Here is a 22,842-nt window from a genome sequence, read left to right as displayed (position 1 = left end):
GGACGGCAGTTCGATCCTGCTCCCCGCTACTAAGGCAAAAGCTCACAGAAATGTGAGCTTTTTTGGTTTTTAACAATTTTGGGTGTTTCGGGACGACAATCCTTTAAAACTGATGCTGACCTGTAGCGAAGCGAAAAGCTACGAAGTAAAACGAGCTTTAGCGAACTCACCGAAGGTAAATAAATTCAGCATGACGGAGCGCCCAAACATCGTCACCTTGAACCAGCCTGAACATACCTACTACAACCCATTATCGTCATCTCTGTTATCAGCTTTGTCACCGCCAAATTGCTCATCTACACCTTCTTCCTGAACATTATCTTCGTGGGTTGAGATCATCTCACGCATGGTATCTTCCGTATCAACATCAATATCTTCATGCTGATGATTGGTATTGATTTGCGTTTCTTCTGGATCTACATGTACCTTTTGTGCCCTTGTGCTATTTTGAAGATCGATACCTAGACCGTCTTCATGCTTATTTTCTTCTTGATTCATTTCATTAAAACTTATAAATAAATAAGTGTTGCAAAACGAAATGGTTTTAAATTATTGAGAAAAACTTAGGAGCTATTTATAAAACTATAAATAAGTGAACACGTTGGCGGGGACGCCAACGCTCGCATCTTTCGCAAATTTGACAAGAAAATTTTAAGTAATAGCGTACATAGCTTCAATTTAACGCAGTTACTGACGAAGAATTTTCTCCATTGCCTTACCCTTAGCCAATTCGTCTATCAATTTATCTAGGTAACGTACTTGTTGAATTACTTTGTCTTCTATTTCTTCTACACGGTAACCGCAAATTACCCCAGTGATTTTTGAAACATTGGGATGTAATTTAGCTTGAGTGAAAAAGTCTTCGAAGTTGGTTTTGTTGTCTATATGTTTTTGTAGCGCCGCAGCATCGTAATCTGTTAACCAATGTATAATCTCATCAACTTCTGCTTTTGTGCGCCCTTTCTTTTCAGCTTTGGTAATATAATGAGGGTAAACACTAGCAAATGACATTTTATAAACTCTTTCGTTGTTGCTCGCTTTCATTTTCTGAGGGTTTGATATTCAAATTTAATGATTAAGCTGTAAGTGCAATTAATAGGCCGAGATAATTTTTTACGTTATGCAGGAAACTTTATGAGGTTTTTAGCACTTGATTGAGTAAAATAAACCCGATTAAAGTGTATGCAGATTTTATCGGCAGCAGCGGAAAGCGGGACTACCATAACCTATGAAATCCAAAAAATGCTTTTCAAAAAATCATTTTCTTTTTGGTGGTTTTTATTTGTATTAAATCTAAATAATATTAATTTTGCAGAAACAATTAATTAACTGTGCAAAAGACAAAAGAATTATCATTTCCTGTTGCCTCGTTTGAAGAAGTATTTGCTACTAATAGCGGTGCTATTTTTCAATCTGATTCGGAGAAATGTTGGTATATTGACTTTGCTGGTAAATTAGCTCGTTTCGATTACAGAAATCTTTTAAAGCTTAAAAAAGCGATTTACAACGTAAATATTGAAGAAAAGCTATTGAGCAGCGATAAGACTGCCGATGTAGAAATTATTTTCATTTGTGCTTGTGACCATTCTTATGTGCTTTCGCTGCTAGAATTGATTAAATTAAAAGAACTTTTACAAGGCACATTCGTGATGTTGGATTTGAACCACATTATCTACGATCGTTTGTTTCGTGTCATCTCTTAAACTAAGACTTAGACTCGTTCCGAATTACTAATATTTTCTTTTACAGAACATTATCGCTGTAACTTTGTAGTGTTCAAATAAGAGGAAATAAATCATGAAAGATATAATGAGAGTTAAATGTTTGTTATCTGAAGAGGTAGAAACATTGATTAACCAACAAATAAAAAAAGAGGCGCATTCATCGTCAATCTATTTATCGATGGCTTCTTGGTGTAACAGAAATGGTTATGACTTTTCTGCAGACTACTTTTTTAAGCAAGCGGAAGAAGAAAGACAACACCAATTAAAATTCTTCAAATATGTGTTAGATATGGGCGGAAATGCAGTTTCTCCAGATGTAACCAACATTAAACAAGAGTACAACTCGTTCCGTGAGGTTTTTGAAGAGGCTTTAGAGCAAGAAATTAGTGTAACACAATCTATCAAAAACATTGCTGCTCGTTGCCACAAAGAGCAAGATTATGTTACTTTAGAATTCTTAAACTGGTTCTTTAGAGAACAACGTGAAGAGGAATACAAAGCTCGTAGAGCAGTAGAATTGTTCGACGTAATTGGCGAGGAAGGTACTGGCAGATGGCAAATTGACAAGCACGTTGGTCAGATTTCTTACGACAGCGAAGCATAAAAAACAACAAAACAAAACAATAATTGAAAGGTGCGTACAACAAGTATGTGCCTTTTTTGTTTATTTTGAGGTTATAATTAAGCCACAGATATTTTCTTGATAAGATTTGTGCATCTGTGGCTAAAACATCGATATGTCTAAGAAAGATAAAAAGAAAAAAGGTTCGAAACAGGATAAGAAGGACAAAAAAAAGAAAGACTGTTGCGAGAAATACCTAAGAGGCAAGCGTTGCAAGAACTGTCCGTTGGGATAAAGCTTCTGTTTGTTCTCGCTGTATTCTTTTAATCTGTACCATGTGGCGTTCGTTGTGCATTACCAAGAAAGAGAGTAAATCGCCGAGGTTTAACTTGATGAACTTGGCAATTGATATCCGAATTCTCGTTCTACTAACATCAACCGTTTCAAATGCTTTTAGGCATTTTAACATGCGCTCTTGCTGGTTAATAAACTGTGCTACTTCAGCATAAGCATCGCTTACCAATGGCTGATGTTGTTTTGCCGCTTTATAACGCTTGCTGCTTCTGTTCGCATCCATCATATTTACAAAGTAAGTACCCAACCAACTTGGGGTATATGCCGTTAACGATAATTCATGTGGCTGTTGTAACACCGCTTCCATTTTTGGTAAATAATAATTACCGTAAGAATTAAGATGCGAAAGTACTTGAGCGATGCTCCAAGTATCGCTATTAGTAGAAAAATTAAGTGAAAGCTCGTCTAAGTTTTGGTACTGCTGCACTGCTTTTTCTAGTATAACTTCGGTTCTTTGGTAAAGGTTGGCAATGAATGCTTTTTTGTCTATAGTGCCCATAATGATATTGATTTGATGATGCAAACTTAGAGCTATGCGCTACCATAAATGTTGGTATTTACCAAGATTAAATTTTTACGCTATTCATCAATTTACTAAAGTTTGTGGCATCTATACCGAGATAGCTCGCTAAATACTTGTGTGGCACCAATGTTAAAATATGTGGGCTTCTTTTTAATAAACTCCTAAACTTCTCTTCTGACGACATTAATTGTAATTCGACCAATCTTTCCAACAAGCCGCCCAAAGCTTGGCTAACCCCAACATTAATCATCTGCGCCACTTCTGCATTTTCCAACATCAACTTCTTCACTTCGGAAATTGGTGCTCTTAAAAATGAGGATGGCGTTAAGGTTTCATAGTAATATTTAGATTTCCTTGAAGTCATCATTGCATCTAGCACACCACCAAAAGATGGCGCATAGGTAAAAACCAATGTTGCTTCCTTGCCATCTTGGTTAAGCGCATAAACACGCTGTACACCATCAAGGATAAAGTAGAGATATTTCTCCGGCGCTCCTGCCTCGGTTAGCACTTCCTTTCTTAAAGCATTAAAGGGGGACCAAAGCACAATAAATTCTTCAGTGCTTTTATCAGATAAAGCAAAGTACTTTTTAACGAATTGCGCTAACTGTTGGAGGCTATCTTCTTGCATAAGCTACTTCAATGCTTCCCACAAAATCTCTACCGGGTGCTTTGCTATTTTCTGCGTGCCATCTTTAATTTGATGTCTGCAACTTGTACCCGCAGCGGCAATGATGGTGTCTTCTGCCGCATTTCTCACCGCAGGCAATAATACCAACTCCCCTACCTGCATCGAAACTTCATAGTGTTCTTCCTCATAACCAAAAGAACCCGCCATTCCGCAACAACCCGACGGTATCATTTCTACCGTATAGTTTGCAGGCATTCCTAAGATTTTCTCAGTTGGCGTTAGTGCATTTAACGATTTTTGATAGCAATGCCCATGCAATTTCACCAACTGATAGTCTGCTGTAAATTGGTCAGCACTGATTTTCTTGGCTTCAAATTCCTGCAATAAAAATTCTTCAATTAAGAACGAGTTTTGTGCTAAGTGTTTTGCCTTTTGCAACAAATGCGCATCTACCAGTTCTGGGTATTCATCTCTAAAAGTAAGCAATGCTGATGGTTCAATCCCTAATAACGGCGTATCGATGCTTATTAAATCTGCCAGCAAAGTCACGTTTTTATTTGCCAAGACTTTAGCATCACGCACCAATCCTTTAGATAAATAAGTTCGGCCGCTTTCTACATGGCGAGGAATAACCACTTCATAACCTAGCTTTTCTAGAAGTTGGATTGCCGTAGCTCCAATTTCAACATCGTTATAATTGGTAAATTCATCGCAAAACAGATAAACTTTTCTATCTCTATTTTTCGGCAATTGCTTTTTATCATGCTGTTTTTTCCAGCTACGCAAAGTGATTTTCCCTACTTTTGGCAATGACCTATCTGGTGCAAAACCTATAATTTTTTTGATGATTTTGCTAGTAAAATTGTTCGCAATTAACGCGTTGTAAATCGATGGTACAATTGCTCCTAACGCTTGCGACTTTGTAAAGTTTGCAATTACCCTGGTACGGAAAGGGATTCCATTGGCATCGTAGTAGTGTTGCAAAAATTCTGCTTTCATCTTCGCCACATCTACACTAGAAGGGCATTCTGATTTACAGGCTTTACAACTCAAACACAAATCCATCACTTCTTTAATTTCTTTGTGATTGAATGGATTATCGCCTTGCGAATTCGTTAAAAACTGACGTAAAATATTCGCCCTTGCCCTCGTGGTATCTTTCTCTTGGCGGGTTGCCATATAAGATGGACACATGGTGCCGCCGCTAACATGGGTTTTGCGACAATCGCCTGAGCCAGAACATTTTTCTGCCAACCTTAAAATACTTTCATTCTTCGAAAAATCGAAAATGGTTTTAATTGGTTTGATTTCTTTATCCGCTTCGTAACGTAAAAACTCGTTCATTGGCGGAGTTTCTACAATTTTATTGGCATTAAAAACTCCAAGCGGATCGAACAATTGTTTTACCTCCCTCAGAAGCTCGTAAACTTCGGCTCCAAGTACATCTTTGATAAACTCTCCACGTAAACGCCCATCTCCATGTTCGCCGCTTAAAGAACCTTGATGTTTTTTAACCAAAACAGCAGTTTCTTTCAAAACCGTTCTGAAAAGTTCTTTACCTTCCGAAGTTTTTAAGTTAATCATTGGTTCTACGTGCAGTTCGCCAGCACCGGCATGCGCATAGTACGAAGCTTTTAAATTATGTCTATTCAACAATTGTTGCAGTTCCTCAATATAGGCTGGCAAATCTTCTGGAGCTACCGCACAATCTTCAATTAAATTTACGGGCTGATTATCTCCAGGCAAATTTCTAATTAAGCCTAAACCTGCCTTACGTACATCCCAAGCTAATTTAGTTTGTGGACCATAAACTACCGGATAGGCATAACCCAAACCTGCCAATTTTAAATCTGCTATCAAAGCTGATGTTTTGAAATCTAGCTCTTGTTGGGTTTCTGCAAAAAACTCTACCATTAACAGAGCTTCAGGTTCGCCTTCTATAAAAAAGCGGTTATGCTGATAAACTGGATGGCCTTTGGTAAAGTCCATGATGTATTTATCTACCAATTCCGAAGCCATCGGTTGATGTTTTAGGATGACAATATTCGCCAAAAGCGATTCGGCCAGCGAGCTAAAATGTACACAAACCAAGGCATCCTTTTTAGGCGGCAATGGCAATAATTTCAGCTTTGCTTCCGTCACAAAAACCAAAGTACCTTCAGAACCAGCTATCAACTCGCACATGTTAAAGCTTTCTTTCCCTTCTTCTGGAATGAGAAAATCTAATGCGTAACCTGTGTTTCTTCTTGTTAACGATTTCTTTGGATAACCTTTCTCAATATCATCAATATTTTTAGGGTTGTTCACAATGGTCGAAACGCCTTTGTAAATCACGCCTTCCAAACTATTCAAATGTGTTTTCTCCGCCACCTCAGCAAGTGACAGACTGCTGAAAGTTACTTCTTGTCCATTGCTTAAAAACCCTTTTACTTCGAGTAGGTTTTGCCTGGTATCTCCCCAAACAATAGAATGTAGACCGCATGAGTTGTTGCCAATCATTCCGCCAATCATGGCTCTGTTTGCAGTAGAGGTTTCGGGACCAAACATTAATCCAAACGGACGTAGCGCAACATTTAAATCATCTCTAATTACTCCAGGTTGTACTCTTACATATTGTTCTTGTTCATTAATTTCTAATATCTGATTGAAATATTTAGAAATATCTACGATTAAACCATTACCTACCACCTGACCAGCCAATGAAGTACCCGCGGCTCGTGGAATAAGTGTTAAGCGATGCTGATTTGCAAAAGCAATAAGGCTTTTAATATCTTCTACTGTTTTGGGTACAGCAACTGCCAATGGCTTCTCCTGATAAACAGAAGCATCTGTAGAATAGACTAATTTTTGCGCTTCGTGAGCAGCAGAATTATCGAAAAATAGTTCTCCTTTAAAAGTAGAACTCAGTTCTTCAAAAGGAGTTAAAAGATTTGCTTGATGTAACACACAGTAAAATTAATAAAATTACTTGCGTTTTATAAAAACAAAAACCGCAAAAATCGGCATATTCCCGAAATTTGCGGTTATTGCAATATGATTATGACTAAACTATTTTAAGAACTCAATTTCAAACTGGTTTAAAAATGGATTACCATCAATTCCAAACTCTGGAAGTATAGAGATATTCATCCAATAAAGTGTTAAAGCAGTTACCGAACTTGGAGCCACAATAATAGATTTTCCTGCAGCATTTGGATCTGGTGTCATTGATTGTGGCACATCCGTTCCAAAGCTGGTCCAAGAAAATGGTCCATTAAGCATCATCGGGGCCCCCACTGGTGCACTGTTACCAAAAACAGCATCTGCCCCCTCATCCATGCGCCAAAACCCTACTAAATTACTATAATTAGGGTGTTGAGTGATATTCTTCAATGCAATATTATTTTTTATAGTTACCGCATCCAAAGCTACATTAAAATACTGTAAATCAGCTGATTTAAAATCTAAACCTGTACCACCAGAAAACTGTTTATAACCTACAAAAAACTTTTCATTTGTTGCAATATTTCTTGTGCTGATGTTACCCGTAGAGTTTAAATTTCCATCAGTATAAGTGCTTACCGTTCTGGTACTAGCATCCACCCTTTTGACTGTCATGGTTAAAGTATGCCAGTTACCGTCAAAAACTAAACCTCCTGCTATTTGAGTTCTACCTGTTCCATTTCCATTTGCTGTTCCTCCAAAAGAAGTATTCCAATAGCCTCCATAGTCCTGAAACCAAAACCAACCCGTTTGTCCATTAACCGCCGGTGTACTTTTACCTAAAAAACCAACATAGTAAGTATTTACATTAAATTTAACTTGCATTTGCACAGTAAAATCTTTAGTAGCAGCATCATAAAGGCCTGAAGGATCATCTACAACTGTAGCGTTAATAGAAACATTATTAAACCCAATAGTATTAAATCCCGACTTTTTCAATTCTTCTGATTTAATGTTCTTTTGCGAAGCTATCAAAAAACCAGGCTGAGGATTTGCACTACTTCCCCCGTGATTGGTAGTCACCACTATCAACCAATCTTCATTAGCAAATGTTTTTCTGGCTTTAACGGCAGCCACAATGTTACCTACATATTCGTCTGCCTTTAGAATAGCATTTTTATAATTGACATTAGCAGCCAAAAAGCCTCCATTTTCTCCGGCAGTTTGTACATCCTTAAAATTCACAAAAATTGTTCCTAATTGGCTTTGTGTGTTCAAGATATTCAGGGCAGAATCTTTAACTGCTAAGTCTGTATTTACTATTGGGTTAAAATCTGCCACTCTTAAATAGTTACGTAAATTGGCCCAAGGGGAAACAATTGCGGTTTTAACAGACTTATATTGTAAAACGTAATCTAAAACATTTCTATAAACAGCTGGTGCTTCATGAGAATTCTCTTTTGGGCTAGGGAGAAAATCGTCATTTTTGATAGAGTGCTTGCTGTAACTTACACCTGTAACCATGGAAGCCCATGAAGCTACATCATTAGCAACAGCACCTCTTAACAAATTGTAACTATATTTACCAGTTTTACGCAGTTCTTCTATAGCTGGGGGGGCTATCGTTTTTAACTCACTACCGGTTACACCATCTATACTTATCACCAATACTTTCCTCTGAATTGTTTCGATAGTTTCTAGTTCTTCAAAAATAGGTGGTGGATTATCATATTTTTTACAGCCACCCGCTACTACTGCGATTATTGCTACAGGGAATAAAATATTTTGAAAGATCTTCATCATTAATTTAATTTAATTATGGCTTAATTAGATTCATTTCCGCAAAAACCACATAAGGATTGGCAGAATATCCATTTTTAACTATCACCTTCACATATTTTGCAGTTACGTTACCCATTGGAAACAAATACTCGAAACGAGCTGTACTATTTGGCAAGGTTGCAGTACCCTGACTGGTATAGTTTAGGTTATCAGGACTGGTAAAAACTTCAATATCTTTACCGTCCCCGGCTCTATTAGTGCTATTTCTGGCATTGAAGTACATTCCCTTAATAGGAATTACAGCACCTGCATTAAAAATGAAAGTAAAAGGGTAACTCTCGGCAGCGGTAGGAGAAGAGTATTTTGAGTGATAATAGGTTGTTAAGTTATTATCAATAAGAGCTGCAAAAGATCCCTCTTGAGCAGGAGAACTCACCGATACTACCGAAGTGGTAGGCACATAGTTTTCTGTGCCTCCAGTTTTTGTAAGTGGATTATACTTCCATATTTGCTTATTTAACAATGGAAACCTTGCAGCTATTTTGGATTGCGATTGCGCACTAAGCAAAATACCCCAGGCCTCGAAGAATGGACTTAAATCAACCCCACAATATTCGGATAGTTTTTCGTAGGTAAAGTCATGCTTATCGATATCATTAATTGATAAACGTTGGGCATGGCGGGCTTCGGTATACAGCTTGGTCATCGCACCATAGCCATACCACTCAAATATCTGTACAAAAGGCGTCATCCTTTTAAATGGATCATTCATATCGGCATCACCATCAAAATTTTTGGCACCAGCAGTTGAGGCATAAGTAATAGCTTGAGGAAAACCACTTGTAACCGAGGGATGTAAATTGCTATAATTTGCATTCATCCTCTTAGCTGCTTTAAAGTTAAACAAGTTGTTTGTAGTTTCTCCCAAGGTACTCCAGCTCCATACATTTGGTTGTTGGCAATTATGTCCAAATTCATGATAAGTGCCCCACATTCCCTCACTATTTAACAAATCTGCCAAACTGGTAAAACTATTAAACCAATATTGATCGTTAAGCCCAACAAAAGGAAAACCTGAGTGACCATAACCAAGGCTCAATTGAATATCTAAAACACCTCTCCACGGACCCTGAGGACTTCTATCTCTTTCATCTACTGCATTATCTGAAAGCCCCATCCACCCGTTATAATCTAGTTCAAATTTATTGTTCCACTCTGTCATTAAAGCTGTAGGACTAGATAGTTGGCCAGCAGCAATTTTAGCCAACACTTTATCAAGTGGCACTAAAAAAATCACTCGTTTTGTTCTAAGTTCTAACCATGGTACTTTCGATGCTCTAACTTTTGCAATCCATCCTGCGTCAGTATCCGTTCCCAGCACAAAATCTGGAGAAACAACTGCACCAGAAATCACAAATTTTACAGGTTGAGCAATAGCGAAACTTGCATTGATATAGATAGTACCACCGTAAAGGTTGCGCATATAGTTTACACCGGGATACAAAGCCTTAACGGCATAAATTATAGGATCTCTTAAGAGAGGAGATTTACCTGATAAATTATCTGTGTGTCCACCAATCTGCATACTCAATCCATTCACGCCCGCCGGAACAATGATTTTAATCAATTCTCCCGGTGCAGCATAATAGCCAGTACTAAACTGTGGCTCTGGTGCTACCTGTATTCTTAAATTTTCAGCAGTTTGGTTAGTAAAATTCAGATCTAGTATAAACTCTTGGTTCTGTACCCTAGGCTCAGAAACATCCACTAAACCCGGAAATATACGAGCTTTAGCATAAGCAGAACGGTCTATGTTTTGCATATTAGTATCTATGCTTACATTTTCTTTGTTGCCAGAAGCATCTTCATAACCATCGGCTATTTCTACGCCATATTTTTTACAGGCTGCTAAACATACCACTAGTGTAAAGATCAATGGTAAGTTAATTATTTTACGAGCTTTCATATTTTTATCACTATTGGGATAATTTCATTAATTATTACGTACATCGGTATATAACAGTTTCCATGGTTTTCCATCCAAATTCCATGAGCTTGATGGCTGTATGTTTAACCACTGATAAATTTGAACCGGTATATCTACATTATTCATACTAGCCTTGTAGGTTGCAGTAGATATTGGAGGACTTACATTTTTAGAAAGTTCAGAAAACTCTGTGTATAAAGCTTGTCCTTGATAGGTCATTCCAGTAGTTTTACCCGTAGCATCAGCTAGTGCTGTTCCCTGGGTTTCATTTAATGGATAATAAGCCTGTAAATTAGCATAATATGGATCAGTGGCAGTAACTCCAGATTTGCGCATGATACTTGGTATTTGGGCATCGGGAATAGCAACATTGTATACGGCTACATCTCTAAGCAATACATTTATTGCCTGACCAGAGCCATCAACATTCCCTAATGTAAAAGGTATAGTACTCGTAGCATTAGCTGTAAAGGTAGCCTTAGTACCAACAACCACGCCATCTTGAAAAGCCTGCATTTTTCTATCACTACCCTCAGTAGATATTTGAATAGCAATAGTATGCCATAAACCATCAAATATTTTTCTTGCAGCATTTGCGGCTAATTGGTTAGTATTTCTCACTTTAAAGTTCCAGCCCTCCCCACTGTTTGCAAAAATAACCCAACCATTAGTAGTATTGTTAAAAACTGTTTGTGTACCCATAATTGGAGGGTATGAACCTGGTTCATTATTAAACCTAACTTTAAACATTAGTGTAAAATTGCCAGAGGTACCAAAATTGGCCACATTATTGTTATTTGCCACAATAAGGTTTTTACCTGTTGTACCCGCACCAACGCCTATTAAATTTGGCGCATAACCTACAAAAGGGAAAGAAGATGCATCTGGCTTTGTAAATTGTTGGGACAAAAATCTAGGATTATAAAACAATACAAAACTGTTTCGTTGATTATCACCAAAAGCACCTAGATCTGAAGATCCCGGTACTGTTGTTGCTCCACCCTTATTTGATGCAATGACTACCATCCAGTCTTCTTTTGCATAATTTGGTCTTGACCTAAGTTGCGTCATAATGTTACCCAAGTATCCATCCAGATTTGTAATAGCCTGTGTATAAGCAGCGTTTGTTGCTTCATATCCCCCCGCAGCGGCGGCGGCATCTGCGCTATGAAACTGCCCAACTATTAAATCAACCTCGTTTACCTTTAGCTCATTAATTACTGCATCTTTTACTTCAGCATCAGTGGCTACATCTAGCTTTTTACCTGCTTGAGCAGCTAGATTGGTATTAAATGCTACACTAGTAGCTATTGATACTGTCTTTAGCTTTGAATTAACTTCTTTTATTTTAGTGAAAATAGAAGGGTAATTAACAATGTTATTTCCTGTGAAACTTTCATCAATTATATTATGCTTCAAATAATCTACACCAGTCATCATATTTCCCCAGGCTGCAGCATTGGTTAGAGTATTAGTCTGATAGTCCGTTAAACCATAATAAGATGATATAGCGTTTCTTCGTAACAAGGTTAAGGTTGGTGGTTGCAATGTTTCCAACAACTCTCCCCTAACACCATCTAATATCAAATACAATACTTTACGACTTCCACTTTTTACATTAGCGGTATCATTGGGATATTCGGTACGAAGCGTATTTGGAAAATCTTTATTACAAGAAGTAAACAAAGATAAAAAAGCGGTGGCTAACAGCACAACGGCTACAACCATAAAATTATTCCGTATATTATATAAATAATTCATAATTAATATTTATCCTAGTTTCTAATTAAAATTCTGAGTATACCTTTAAAAGAAGTGCTATCAAATCTTATAATGGTGCCTATCAAAGTTACTCTTGTGGTAGCACCAGAAGTTGTTTCCACAATTTTCTCAATAGCTCCAGTAAACTGACCTGTATTGTTATATCCCGCAGCTAGACTGCCATCGGAATTTAAAATCATAAAACCCTGACGAATAACCCCATTATAAGTTTTAAAAGTACCTGAAACTATTACTTTACCTCCATTAAGCTGCCCTGCATAAGTTGCAACACCTTCGGTTAGAGTACCAAAATTAAATGCAGTAGTTAAACTTCCATTTGCATCCAACATGGCTACTCCTTGCCTATCTGCCCCTGCCATTTTTCTAAACAAACCGGAAACAAGTATTTTATTCGTTACCGCATTGTAGGTGACACCTACGATTTCTTGGTCAGCACCATTACCTACCGAAAAAGTTTGATCAACCGACCCATCTAAATTGATACAAACGATACGATTTGCTGGCACACCATTAAATGTGGTAAAAGCTCCAACCAAAACCAATTTACCATTAGGCAACTGTATTGCATCATTTATAGCGCCATTAGCTCCAATTGGACTTTGTTTAGTTAGAGGATCGTAATGAAAGTTCAGATCTAAGTCACCTTCATCTGCCGAATTAGTTTGGTTTATTTTTAAACAAACCATCTGCCTCATTTTGATCAGATCTAATACCTTGGTATCATAAGTAGATCTTTCGTAAAAACGCCTTACGTAGTTTTGGAAATTACCAACTGCATAAAGCCTATCCCCAAAAACGAAAGACTTTACAATTGTCCCATCTACTCCTCCATTAAAAGATGGAATAGTGTCGCGGTTTTTTCTAACTTCATTTGGCGTTGGGTTAATTACATCAATCATGGTACTGTCTAAAGTACCGTTTGCGTTTAAACGAGTAATACCATTGATATTTAAACGGTTAGATCGTGTAGAGTTATAGCTAGAAAAAAGCCCAGAAACAATGTATTTACCATTATGCGGACCACTAGTCAAACGTATAATGCTTCGTAAAGGCCCATTTGCTCCTTTTCCAAAGTCAATCGCATCGGCCGCCGGCACTACATAAGCTCCGGTTGAGCTTATCTGTGCAATTCCTCCATTTGGTATTTTCTCCGTCCACCTATTGTCAAAGTTGTTGAAACTTCCAACCAAAAAGCTATTGCCATTAGGCAAGGTGGCAATATCATATATTGTGGCACTAGATATGCCACCACTGCTTCCTCGAAAGGTAGCTCCATTTGAACTAAAGGTAGCATCAATACTTACCCTGCCATCTATTTTAAGAACCGGGCCAAAAAAAGTTTGGTTTTCAGCATATACCGACAATCCGCCGGTGCTTGCATTATCAGGCACTTTAATTACTGCGGTACTATCGGTAAATGAAACCACGGTAGCTTCGATTTCGTTTACATATAACTTAAACTTGTTCTCAAACTTTTTTAATCCCCTTACAAATATCTTTACTTCCGAACCTTGTATGGCTAATTCTGGATCAGGCATAACATTATCAAATTTAATTCCTAAAGCTTGTTTACCACCTGCGTAAGGATCTTCCCCAATAATTTCTCCCTTTTTACAAGAAAAAACAGCCAAGATTAACAACACTGCCATTACTCGGGTTAAACTAATAGCTATTGTATTTATGTTAAATATCTCTTTCATCATTATAGTTCTATTAGATTTTAAGGTGTTGGAGGTAATATACCATAAGACTGTACCGTATTAATAAATATATCTGTATGGAAACCAAAGTTATGTTTGCTTACCCATACAGCTTGGTTACTTGCATTAAAGTCATTGGTTTCCTGAGCCAAAACATGCACGATACCATTTCTAGGCGCAATGTCTGAACTAGCTACGGGTGCATGTTTTAAACCTACCTTGGGAGTAGCATAGTTTGGAATATAAGACAGATACAATTGACGATATCCAGCATATTTAACCCTCGATATTTCTACGCCACTTGCATTTCTCGAAACAGCATCATTAAATAATACACCAATACTCATCGTTCTTCCATTTATCGAAGTATAACCCTGACCTGCAAAAGCTAACAAGTTTAGTGTATCTATTTGTGGGTAATCTTTAAGCTTGTTTTTACCTTTAAAAACATAAAGGGATAATAACTCTTTCCAGGCTTCAGGCTTTATTTGATCCAATTTTGTTACAGTATCTCTACCATTGCTCATCAAGTAGGCATTTAGACCCCTAATTGATTTGTAGATAGTTGAACTAGTTGGAGCAAAAAAGGTAATATCTTGCTCTTTGTCAAAATAATCATTCATTCCAGCAATTTCTATTACCCTTGTTAGGGTATCGAAATACTGTGGCTTTGACTTAAGGAAAGCCAAAACACTACCGTCAAAAGTTCCCTTTTGGGTACCACTGTCAAAATAATATTTATCTTTTTGGCACGATATAAATAGCCCTATGGCCAATAACATTACAAGTAGTGCTCTAATATTAAGTTTCTTCATCATCGCTATCTCCAATAATTATTTAAAGTCATGTTTGGGTTTTCTGTCAAAGCAGATTGATCAATTGGCCATGTCCAAGCTCCAGCGTTAAAAGCAGCAACTGAAACTGGATAAGGACAAAAATCTGGATCGCACAATTTTTTTGTACGCACTAAGTCGTAGTAATAATGTCCTTCTCCCATCAATTCTCTAACACGTTCTAGATAAATATCTTTCTTAAGCTCTACTCCTGTTGAAACAATATCTGTAGCAACGGCTCTTTGTCTTACTTTATTCAAAAATCTCTTGGCCTCTACGTCGTCGCCAATTTCTGCATTTGCTTCGGCTGCAAGCAAATAAGCATCAGATAATCGAAATATAATTAGATCATCATCATTTTGTACGGTTGTACCGCTTACATAAACATTTGCAAACTTTTTAAACTGGAAGGTATTATTATTTGCGGTACGGTTTTCAAACCACAAGTCTTTCCTTGCATCAGGCAGGGCATCGTTATAAAGCTTATCCATCCATGTTTTTTGATAGTAGCCTCTACTGGTTGTAAAAGTTAGTGCTCCCAGATAAGGATAATGACTTAAAACATAGCCCACATTTGAATAAACAGAGAACTTCTCCCCATTGTTAAAACTCTGATAAAGCTCAAACAAACTTTCCCTTGTTTTCCCTTTAAAAATTCTCTTATTGTCCTCTACGGTATAGGGCAACAACGAATAGTCTTTGGCGTTGTCTATCTCTATGCCTAAATCTTTAACCTGATTATAATATCTTACTTTATTGTTCTCACTGTCAAAGCCAGCGGCCCACATATTCAAATGCATTAACAGAGCTATAGCACCACCACGCATTGCTCTAACTCCTATTAAAGATGGATCTATGTAAACCCATGGCAAATCTGCCTTAACCGCATTAACATCGGCAATGCACTTATTTAACACCTCTAACATTGGCGTACGACCTAAAGGTGAGGTATTTAAAGCATTGGTGTAGTAAGGCACATCTCCATATAAACGCACCAAAAACAAATAGCACAAGTTTCTCACAAACACCGCTTCAGCCTTATACCTCTTTAATTCCTCATTGCTTAGCACACCGGTTGGCACATCATCTAGGCGTTCGTAAAGTAAATTGGCAGAAGAAATAATATCATAAAAAGGCTTCCATCTAGTCATGTTGCTCCAATTCCACCCAACAGTCCACTGCGAAACATACGCACTGCCATTCCATTGTGTTGGGGTAGCTGCAATAGTTTGCAAGGTTCTCAAAGAGTTAGTGGCCAACAAATTTCCATAAGTTCCCTCTGTAGTAGCTATCGGAGAGGATCGCATATCAGCTAGTGTGATAAATCCTCCACTCAATTTGTTCTTTAAACTTGCATACAAACCATTGGTGAAACCTTCAACATCTTTTTTGGTTTGCCAAAAATTATTACCAGACAAATTATCGGTTGGTACGATATTCAAGAATTTCTTACAGCCTGTACTCGAAAAAGTAAGCGCTATAAAAATTATATATATGTATTTTCTCATTATCGGATAATTGAAAAGTTAGAACTCAATATTTAGGTTAAAAACATAAGTTCGCGGATTTGGATATCCACCAGAAGAATCCCTACCTATGCTTGATACAGTTTCTGGATTTGGTCCAGAATAATTACTTATCATAAATACATTATTAAAGGTGGCACCCAATACAACTCTGTTCATACCAAAACGATTAGTAAATTTTTGGTTAAGGGTATAACCTAGTGATATAAAATTCATCTTAAAGTAAGAGCCGTCTTCCTGAAACAGAGTTTGAGAGAAACGATAAGGATTAATGATGTTGCTACGCAAGAAATCATAAGGGTTTGGATAGGTTGCCACTTGGCCAGGACTTGTCCATAGATCATACTCGCTTAAAGGGACCAAACCTTGCAATGCAAAAGGGTTATTAAATGCTTGAAACTGACTAGCTAATGCATTGTTGAGTATGTCCCTACCCATTATAAGAGTACCTTGCATTTGGAAGGTAAAGTTTTTATACCTAAAGTCAGAAAAGATACCACCACTAAAACGTATTTGCGAATTTCCGGCATCTACCAAATCCATCGCATCTAAAATATAATCACCATTGATATCGGCATATCTTGGATCTCCAGCTTTAAAATAATTGAGCACACCTCCTAAGGTACCATCGGCATTACGAGCTCTATATCTTAAGCCAGTTAGGGGATCTACAGGAACATCTCCATTGTTGGCATAAACACCTTTGGTGTTGTAAATAAAATTAGACAATGCATTGGTTCCGATACGTTTCAAGATATATTGTCCTGTTTCTTGATCTTGATAAATAAACTGACGCACACCATTTGGCAAAGCAGCCAAATAATCGTTATTTATTGCACCGTTTACATTTAACGACCACTTTGCCTTACTTTGGTTCGGTAATAGATTTACGGTTAAACTTGCTTCATAACCCATGTTTACTACAGCTTCTTCATTCGTAGCAATGTTGGCAAAGCCATTAATATTAGCCAGCGTTTTTTCGCCAAAAAGGTAGTCTGTTTGCTTATAGTACGCTTCAAAAGTACCAAACAATCTATTTTTCAAAATACCAAAATCAAAAGCGAAGTTATAGGTGGTATTTTCAACAGGACGTAAATTAGGATTTGGCATACGTGTATTCTGAATAGTAATTGCCTGAGATCCGTTGTAATTATTTACAGACACATACTTGCCATTTACATCATAAACATTTCCTGTTGGTTGTAATACCGTACCATAACTTAAACGGATAGAAGCGTAATCCAACCACTTTTCAGTAGCTTTAGCCATAAAAGGTTCATTATTAATATTCCAACGTACACCAACAGAAGGACTTTTCGAATAGCCGGCATTTGGCCCATTAGAAGAACTACCATCAAATCTGTAAGTTGCATCTAATACATACCTTCTCTTATAGTTATACTGAAAACTTCCCGCAAATGCTGCTGAACGATCTTGATTAAAATTGCCAAGCGTACCTCCCAAGGAAGTCAGATAATCGTCAACACCAACAATTGGTCCTCTTAAATAATCGTTTACTATTTTATTATTCTGAATTACATCGGCCTTGAAATTTGTAGACCTAGTTTCGTTAAATACATAAGCCAAGAAATTATGGGCATCTTCATTATTTTTATCTTTTATTGAATAGATGTATTGTAATAAATTACGATTATAAATTGTATTGCTAACACTATTGTAAGCAAACAATGAGGCTCTATCACCGTTAATTGATGCTGGCAAAAAATTATCTTCCGTTCCTGTATTAAATACGTAATTGAAGTTAGAAGTTAAGCTTAGGTTTTTTACAAATTCGTACTTAAGCTCTATGGTACTATTCAAATCAACTGTTTTATTATCGTTATCTGTTGTAACTGCGCCTAAAACTGAGTTTACAGCAGAATACAACGATGGGGATGGCAACAGTGATGATGCGGCACCGCCTGTAGCTATCCCAGTATTGGTAAGTCCATTTCCACTGCCTTTTTGTTGTTTGCCCAATGCTCCGTTAATGGTGGCGTAAAGTTTAAACTTTTGGTTAGGCATATACTGCATATTCATACGAAGGTTAGATCTATTAAAGCCAGTATTTTCTTGAATACCTTTTTGATCATAATAACCAAAGTTTACTTTATAGTTAAATGCTTGGTCACCTCCAGAAATATTAAGGTTATGTGTTTGGTTATAAGTAGTTCTATAAAAATACGACTGCCAGTTGGTAGAATTGTTATAGTATGCGTTTAAACTGTCTGCTAAAAAGGCGGTGCCGTTAACAAGTCCCAAGGCACTATATGGGATATCATAGTTGATACCCATTGCATTAATTTGGGCAATACGCAGGTTACGTTCATCTAACCCGCCAATAACAGATCTTAATTTCGGCACTGCACTTACAAAAAACTGGCCGTTATAAGTAATTACCGGCACTTTAGAGTTACCCCTTTTTGTGGTAATCAAAATTACACCATAAGCTCCCCTAGATCCATAAAGAGCAGTTGCAGAAGCATCTTTCAACACTTCAATATTCTCTACATCTTGCTGGGGTATTAATGAAATTGGACTTACCCCTGGACCCGGAGACTGGAAACCATAAGTAAAATTCTGATTATCGTCAACTGGAACACCATCAACCACAAATAAAGGCGATGCGGGCTGTAAAAACAAATCGTTACCAGAACCAGATAAACTAGTGCTAGACAAACCGCGGATAGCCATAGAACCACGCATACCTGGCGAACCTGTATTTTGTTGAATGTTTAAACCTGCTACCTTTCCTTGTAGCATATCTGTTATACTCGCTACAGGTACGGCTTGTAGGTCTTTTCCTGATATTTTAACACTGGAACCTACAGTTGTTTCCTTTGTTCGGTTTACATAGCCGGTAACAGTTACTTCCTTTAGGTTATTATTGTCCTCCAATAAGCGAATTTCCAATCTATTCAGCCCAGCAACACTTTTTTTAACGGTTTTATAGCCAATGTAAGAAAACTCCAAAACGGCATTATCAGGCACAGAAACAACAAACTTTCCATCCGAATCAGTAACACCAATGGCCCTATTGTTATATACAATATTTACCGCCGGTATTCCTCCCCGTGTATCAGAAACAGTTCCCGTTACTGTTTTTTTAGTCTGCGCTTTTAAGTCTTGGCTAACCACCAAGAAAAAACACGAAATGATTATATAGATGTATCTCATTTTATATCTATTAGTTTGTTCAAGGTTATCAATTAATCATTCACGAATTTTGGTCGCTCGGTTTTAAACCAAAAGATAATGGTCCAGTTACCAGGTTCGTAAATATTAAAGTTTAGTCCAAGCAATGCCTCTTCTAACTTATTACCAAACCCCATTCGGTTATATCCAAATGCAACAAAAGCCTGTTCGCCTCCGGGTGTTGTATATCTTGTAGGATAGGCGGCCAATGGAATTGGATAGGCTACATCGTACTTTACCGAATCAGAGTTCTTAACCATATTAAAACCATGTATCAAAGTTTCCCATTTGGTGTTAGAAAACTTATCAGGATGAATTAATTGTTGCAAAGTATCTAAGAATTTGAACGAAAGGGAATTACCCAAAGAACTATTCTTCTTAAATTGTACTTCTATATCAAGAGGGTTCAAGTATCTATTTGTTTTTTCACCTTTAATATTCATCATAAATGATGGAAAGACACCTGTGTTTATTGCCTGCCCAGTAATGGCATTAAGGTTAGATGGTTCGAAAGGACGCTCTCTAAAAGGTTGTAGTTTAAGATTTTTATAGTAACGACGACCGCCAGAATTAGAAACTTCTATATCGAAAACATAGCCAGAATCTGCTTGTGCTTTAACAAAATTGGAATTTGCCCTAGACCACATCAAAAATTGCCCTGAGTTCTTTCTCACTTCAAAAAGCTGATGATTTTCTGTAGCGCGTTTTGCTTCTATTTCTTGTAAGGATTTCTCAGTACCATCATATGCTTTTTTCCATACGGTTACCGGAAAATATTGGGTAAGCTCTGGCGCTGGTTCTCCATTAAATCTACGCATGTTCACAATCTTAAACTCCAAAGGCACTGAAGAACTTCCGATAAAAAAATTATCAGAAAACAATGTATTACGCCCCAAAACAGGTTGGTAAATCGTGGTTGTAAATTGCGAATCGGCTCCTAACGAAAGTCGCTCGTCTGGAATATTCTTTTTGCAGGCACTTATCGTAATTGATAAGCCTAGTGTAATTATAGTAACTATTGCAATATAATTTCTTCTATTCATTATCTTAAAACCTTATAGATTAACTCTCTTTATAAATTCATCAAAACCAAAATCATGCAATGGTGCTAGAATATTAATGACTGCATTCTTTGCCTTGATATTTACCGCATTGGTATTTGACCTTTGCCAATATTTGGTAAAAATGTTATTCTTAGGATCGCTGTAAATAATAGACTGTGGACCACCCTCAACAAAGCCTGATGCATTAATTTTATTATACTGTACATGCATAACATATCCGCTTTTCAATGAAGAAAGCAATAAACCCTCCGTATAAGAAGAATAATCACTTGTATTCTTAATGCCTCTTAGAATGTACCTAGTGGTTAAGGTATCAAGCTGTTCTACATTACAATCACTTAAATACAATGGCGATTTCCCCTGTGCTTTACGCTCTATATTTAAATTTTTAATCGCGGCCTGAAAGCTTGTATTTGTGGGTGCGAAAACAGTTACATTTTGATTATTCAAACTATCTTTTAAGTCTGGCAATCTATCCAATACTAGAAGCAAAGAGTCGAATGTGTTGGTCTGCGCCTGTAGATATTGTAATGCTGTTCCTTTGAACTCGTTGGCCGTTGTTTCGTAGTTATAATATTCCGAGTTTTTCTTACAAGAGGTAAAAACTGCTAGTAATGAAAAAACAACTACGCCAATTGTTAAAGTCTTTATCTTTTTTTCCATCATTTTTTAATGATTTTTCGGTTGTTAGTTCCAATATGGATTTTGTTTAATCTTAGCGTTGGCATTTAAGACATCATTAGATACTGGCCAATAAATACCACCATTGGTAAGTAGAGCATTAAATGCTGGATTATTCTTTTTAAGCTTGTTGTAACGAACCAAGTCGTACCATCTCCAGCCCTCTCCCATCAATTCTCTTCTTCTCTCCGCAAAAATTGCATCTACAATATCCACTCCTGAGCTTAACGTATAAGCTGGGTTACCTCTTAAAGCAGCAGCTTGATTTAAAGAGTTAGCAGCGTCAGCATTCAATCCTAAAGCGGCAAGCGCTTCAGCTCTTAACAAGGTAACTTCTTCTATTCGTGTAAATAATACAGCAGAAGTAAAAAATGCAAAGTTTCCGCTTGTTTGTGCCTGTCCAACTACCTTTATTTTACTGAACATTGGGCGTTCGCTACTATAATTTGTAAAGTAATTGGTTCTGTAAAGGTTTGTTAATGGATCAATGCTGAATCTGTTGTCTGTAGGTGAAGTAAAGGCTTTTCTGATGGTATCTTTTGGCACATAAATTTCAGGATATTCTTTAGGAACCAAGGGTTTTGCCAAAGTTAACTGTTCAATATGGCCATTAGCAGTCGCTTCTCCATTACCATACTCGAAACCAAAGCCTACAATTTGTACAGCACGTTTAAAAGCAAAGGGACTATAAGCATTTACATTTTCAGTAAGCTCATCAGTTGTAATGTATTTTACCCCAAAACTTCCATCACCGTTTAAGTTTGTAGTATTGTCTACAAAATATTTGGTATATGCCTCGCAATCTAAGTAATTACCTTCCCAAGCAGCTATATGTGCTAAAATGGCATATGCAGATAACTTGGTGAATAATACACCGTTCCAAGTTGTCCAAGCACTGCCATAATACAAGCCAGGCAAGATAGGGTCTGTACCACCGTACCTAAAAGGCAAAACCTTCGTCGCTAACAACAGTTCACTAGTGGCAAAAGCCAAAACTTTTTCTTTCGATGTACGAGGATGTGTGCTAAAATCACCATCATGAGAGGTTATCAACAAAGGAACATCACCCCAAATTCGTACCATATAAAAATAAGCAAAAGCTCTTAATGCCCTAGCCTGAGCCACGTCTACCTCGTTATTGATAGAAGTATAACGTGGATCGTTAGCTACAATTTCTCGGGAACGCTCAATAAACAGACTAGCTGCATTAACTACAGAATAAAATCTTCTCCAGTTGGTAATTCTATTTAATATAGGGTAAGATGCGTTAAGTTGCCCATTAATAATAGCCCTTAAATCGGATCTATTAGTTGAAGTAAAATCGCCTTGTCTTAAATCGCCCATTAGCCAATGGGTATTATCGGCAACCATAGCAGTCCGCATTAAAGTATATATTCCAATAATTGCTCCTTTTGCATCCTCTTGGCTTTTCCAAAGGTTTTCTTCGCCAACTAACCTAGTTGATTGCACATCGAGCGTATCCTTACATGAGCTAATAGAAAGAGTAAAGATGACTAATAATGTGATTATAAATCTACCCAAATTACTGCTCTTATATTTTAGTGATATCATAATT

Annotated in this window: 17 protein-coding genes; 2 read left to right on the top strand and 15 right to left on the bottom strand. The window is 37.2% G+C overall.

All coding sequences use genetic code 11. The features are described 5' to 3' along the window. Window positions 1-240: 240 nt before the first annotated feature. Window positions 241-498: a hypothetical protein gene (locus tag REI64_RS17985; RefSeq protein ID WP_308851538.1), complete on the bottom strand. Its 258-nt coding sequence runs from the start codon at window positions 496-498 to the stop codon at window positions 241-243. Window positions 499-687: 189 nt separating this feature from the next. Next, complete coding sequence (locus tag REI64_RS17980; RefSeq protein ID WP_308851537.1) at window positions 688-1,044, bottom strand: DUF2200 domain-containing protein; 357 nt, start codon at window positions 1,042-1,044, stop codon at window positions 688-690. 287 nt (window positions 1,045-1,331) lie between these two features. Here REI64_RS17980 and REI64_RS17975 point away from each other — a divergent pair, with 287 nt between their 5' ends. Beyond that, window positions 1,332-1,703, top strand: a complete 372-nt coding sequence (locus REI64_RS17975) for a hypothetical protein (protein ID WP_308851536.1) — start codon at window positions 1,332-1,334, stop codon at window positions 1,701-1,703. A gap of 94 nt (window positions 1,704-1,797) precedes the next feature. Further along, window positions 1,798-2,328, top strand: coding sequence for a ferritin (locus tag REI64_RS17970; RefSeq protein ID WP_308851535.1), 531 nt, complete (start codon window positions 1,798-1,800; stop codon window positions 2,326-2,328). Between the two features lie 214 nt (window positions 2,329-2,542). Here the strand turns inward: REI64_RS17970 and REI64_RS17965 are convergent, their stop codons facing one another. The 13 genes from REI64_RS17965 to REI64_RS17905 all read right to left on the bottom strand — a co-directional run bounded on the left by REI64_RS17965 (window position 2,543) and on the right by REI64_RS17905 (window position 22,838). Then, window positions 2,543-3,139 (bottom strand): DinB family protein, encoded by a 597-nt coding sequence (locus REI64_RS17965; protein WP_308851534.1) that lies wholly within the window; start codon window positions 3,137-3,139, stop codon window positions 2,543-2,545. Between the two features lie 67 nt (window positions 3,140-3,206). Then, window positions 3,207-3,794, bottom strand: coding sequence for a Crp/Fnr family transcriptional regulator (locus REI64_RS17960; protein ID WP_308851533.1), 588 nt, complete (start codon window positions 3,792-3,794; stop codon window positions 3,207-3,209). A gap of 3 nt (window positions 3,795-3,797) precedes the next feature. Next, window positions 3,798-6,740, bottom strand: a complete 2,943-nt coding sequence (locus tag REI64_RS17955; protein WP_308851532.1) for an FAD-linked oxidase C-terminal domain-containing protein — start codon at window positions 6,738-6,740, stop codon at window positions 3,798-3,800. Window positions 6,741-6,842: 102 nt separating this feature from the next. Then, complete coding sequence (locus REI64_RS17950; protein WP_308851531.1) at window positions 6,843-8,519, bottom strand: alkaline phosphatase family protein; 1,677 nt, start codon at window positions 8,517-8,519, stop codon at window positions 6,843-6,845. A 13-nt stretch (window positions 8,520-8,532) separates the two neighbouring features. Continuing rightward, on the bottom strand, window positions 8,533-10,464 hold the full coding sequence (locus REI64_RS17945; RefSeq protein ID WP_308851530.1) for a M60 family metallopeptidase: 1,932 nt from the start codon (window positions 10,462-10,464) through the stop codon (window positions 8,533-8,535). A gap of 27 nt (window positions 10,465-10,491) precedes the next feature. After that, window positions 10,492-12,246 carry a LamG-like jellyroll fold domain-containing protein gene (locus REI64_RS17940; protein ID WP_308851529.1) on the bottom strand — a complete coding sequence of 585 codons (1,755 nt, stop codon included), beginning with the start codon at window positions 12,244-12,246 and terminating at the stop codon, window positions 10,492-10,494. Between the two features lie 14 nt (window positions 12,247-12,260). Then, window positions 12,261-13,970: a DUF5008 domain-containing protein gene (locus REI64_RS17935; protein WP_308851528.1), complete on the bottom strand. Its 1,710-nt coding sequence runs from the start codon at window positions 13,968-13,970 to the stop codon at window positions 12,261-12,263. Window positions 13,971-13,987: 17 nt separating this feature from the next. After that, window positions 13,988-14,785 (bottom strand): fasciclin domain-containing protein, encoded by a 798-nt coding sequence (locus REI64_RS17930; RefSeq protein WP_308851527.1) that lies wholly within the window; start codon window positions 14,783-14,785, stop codon window positions 13,988-13,990. Window positions 14,786-14,787: 2 nt separating this feature from the next. After that, window positions 14,788-16,308: a RagB/SusD family nutrient uptake outer membrane protein gene (locus REI64_RS17925; protein WP_308851526.1), complete on the bottom strand. Its 1,521-nt coding sequence runs from the start codon at window positions 16,306-16,308 to the stop codon at window positions 14,788-14,790. A gap of 18 nt (window positions 16,309-16,326) precedes the next feature. Next, window positions 16,327-19,503: a SusC/RagA family TonB-linked outer membrane protein gene (locus REI64_RS17920; RefSeq protein WP_308851525.1), complete on the bottom strand. Its 3,177-nt coding sequence runs from the start codon at window positions 19,501-19,503 to the stop codon at window positions 16,327-16,329. Window positions 19,504-19,535: 32 nt separating this feature from the next. Beyond that, window positions 19,536-20,564: a DUF5007 domain-containing protein gene (locus REI64_RS17915; protein ID WP_308851524.1), complete on the bottom strand. Its 1,029-nt coding sequence runs from the start codon at window positions 20,562-20,564 to the stop codon at window positions 19,536-19,538. Window positions 20,565-20,576: 12 nt separating this feature from the next. Next, window positions 20,577-21,248 carry a fasciclin domain-containing protein gene (locus REI64_RS17910; RefSeq protein ID WP_308851523.1) on the bottom strand — a complete coding sequence of 224 codons (672 nt, stop codon included), beginning with the start codon at window positions 21,246-21,248 and terminating at the stop codon, window positions 20,577-20,579. A gap of 24 nt (window positions 21,249-21,272) precedes the next feature. After that, window positions 21,273-22,838, bottom strand: coding sequence for a RagB/SusD family nutrient uptake outer membrane protein (locus REI64_RS17905; RefSeq protein WP_308851522.1), 1,566 nt, complete (start codon window positions 22,836-22,838; stop codon window positions 21,273-21,275). Window positions 22,839-22,842: the final 4 nt, after the last annotated feature.

This window comes from Pedobacter sp. (assembly GCF_031119335.1).
In the GTDB taxonomy this organism is placed as follows: Bacteria; Bacteroidota; Bacteroidia; order Sphingobacteriales; family Sphingobacteriaceae; genus Pedobacter.
Note: the sequence above shows the minus strand (reverse complement) of the source record. Positions and strands in the feature narration are given on the sequence as shown.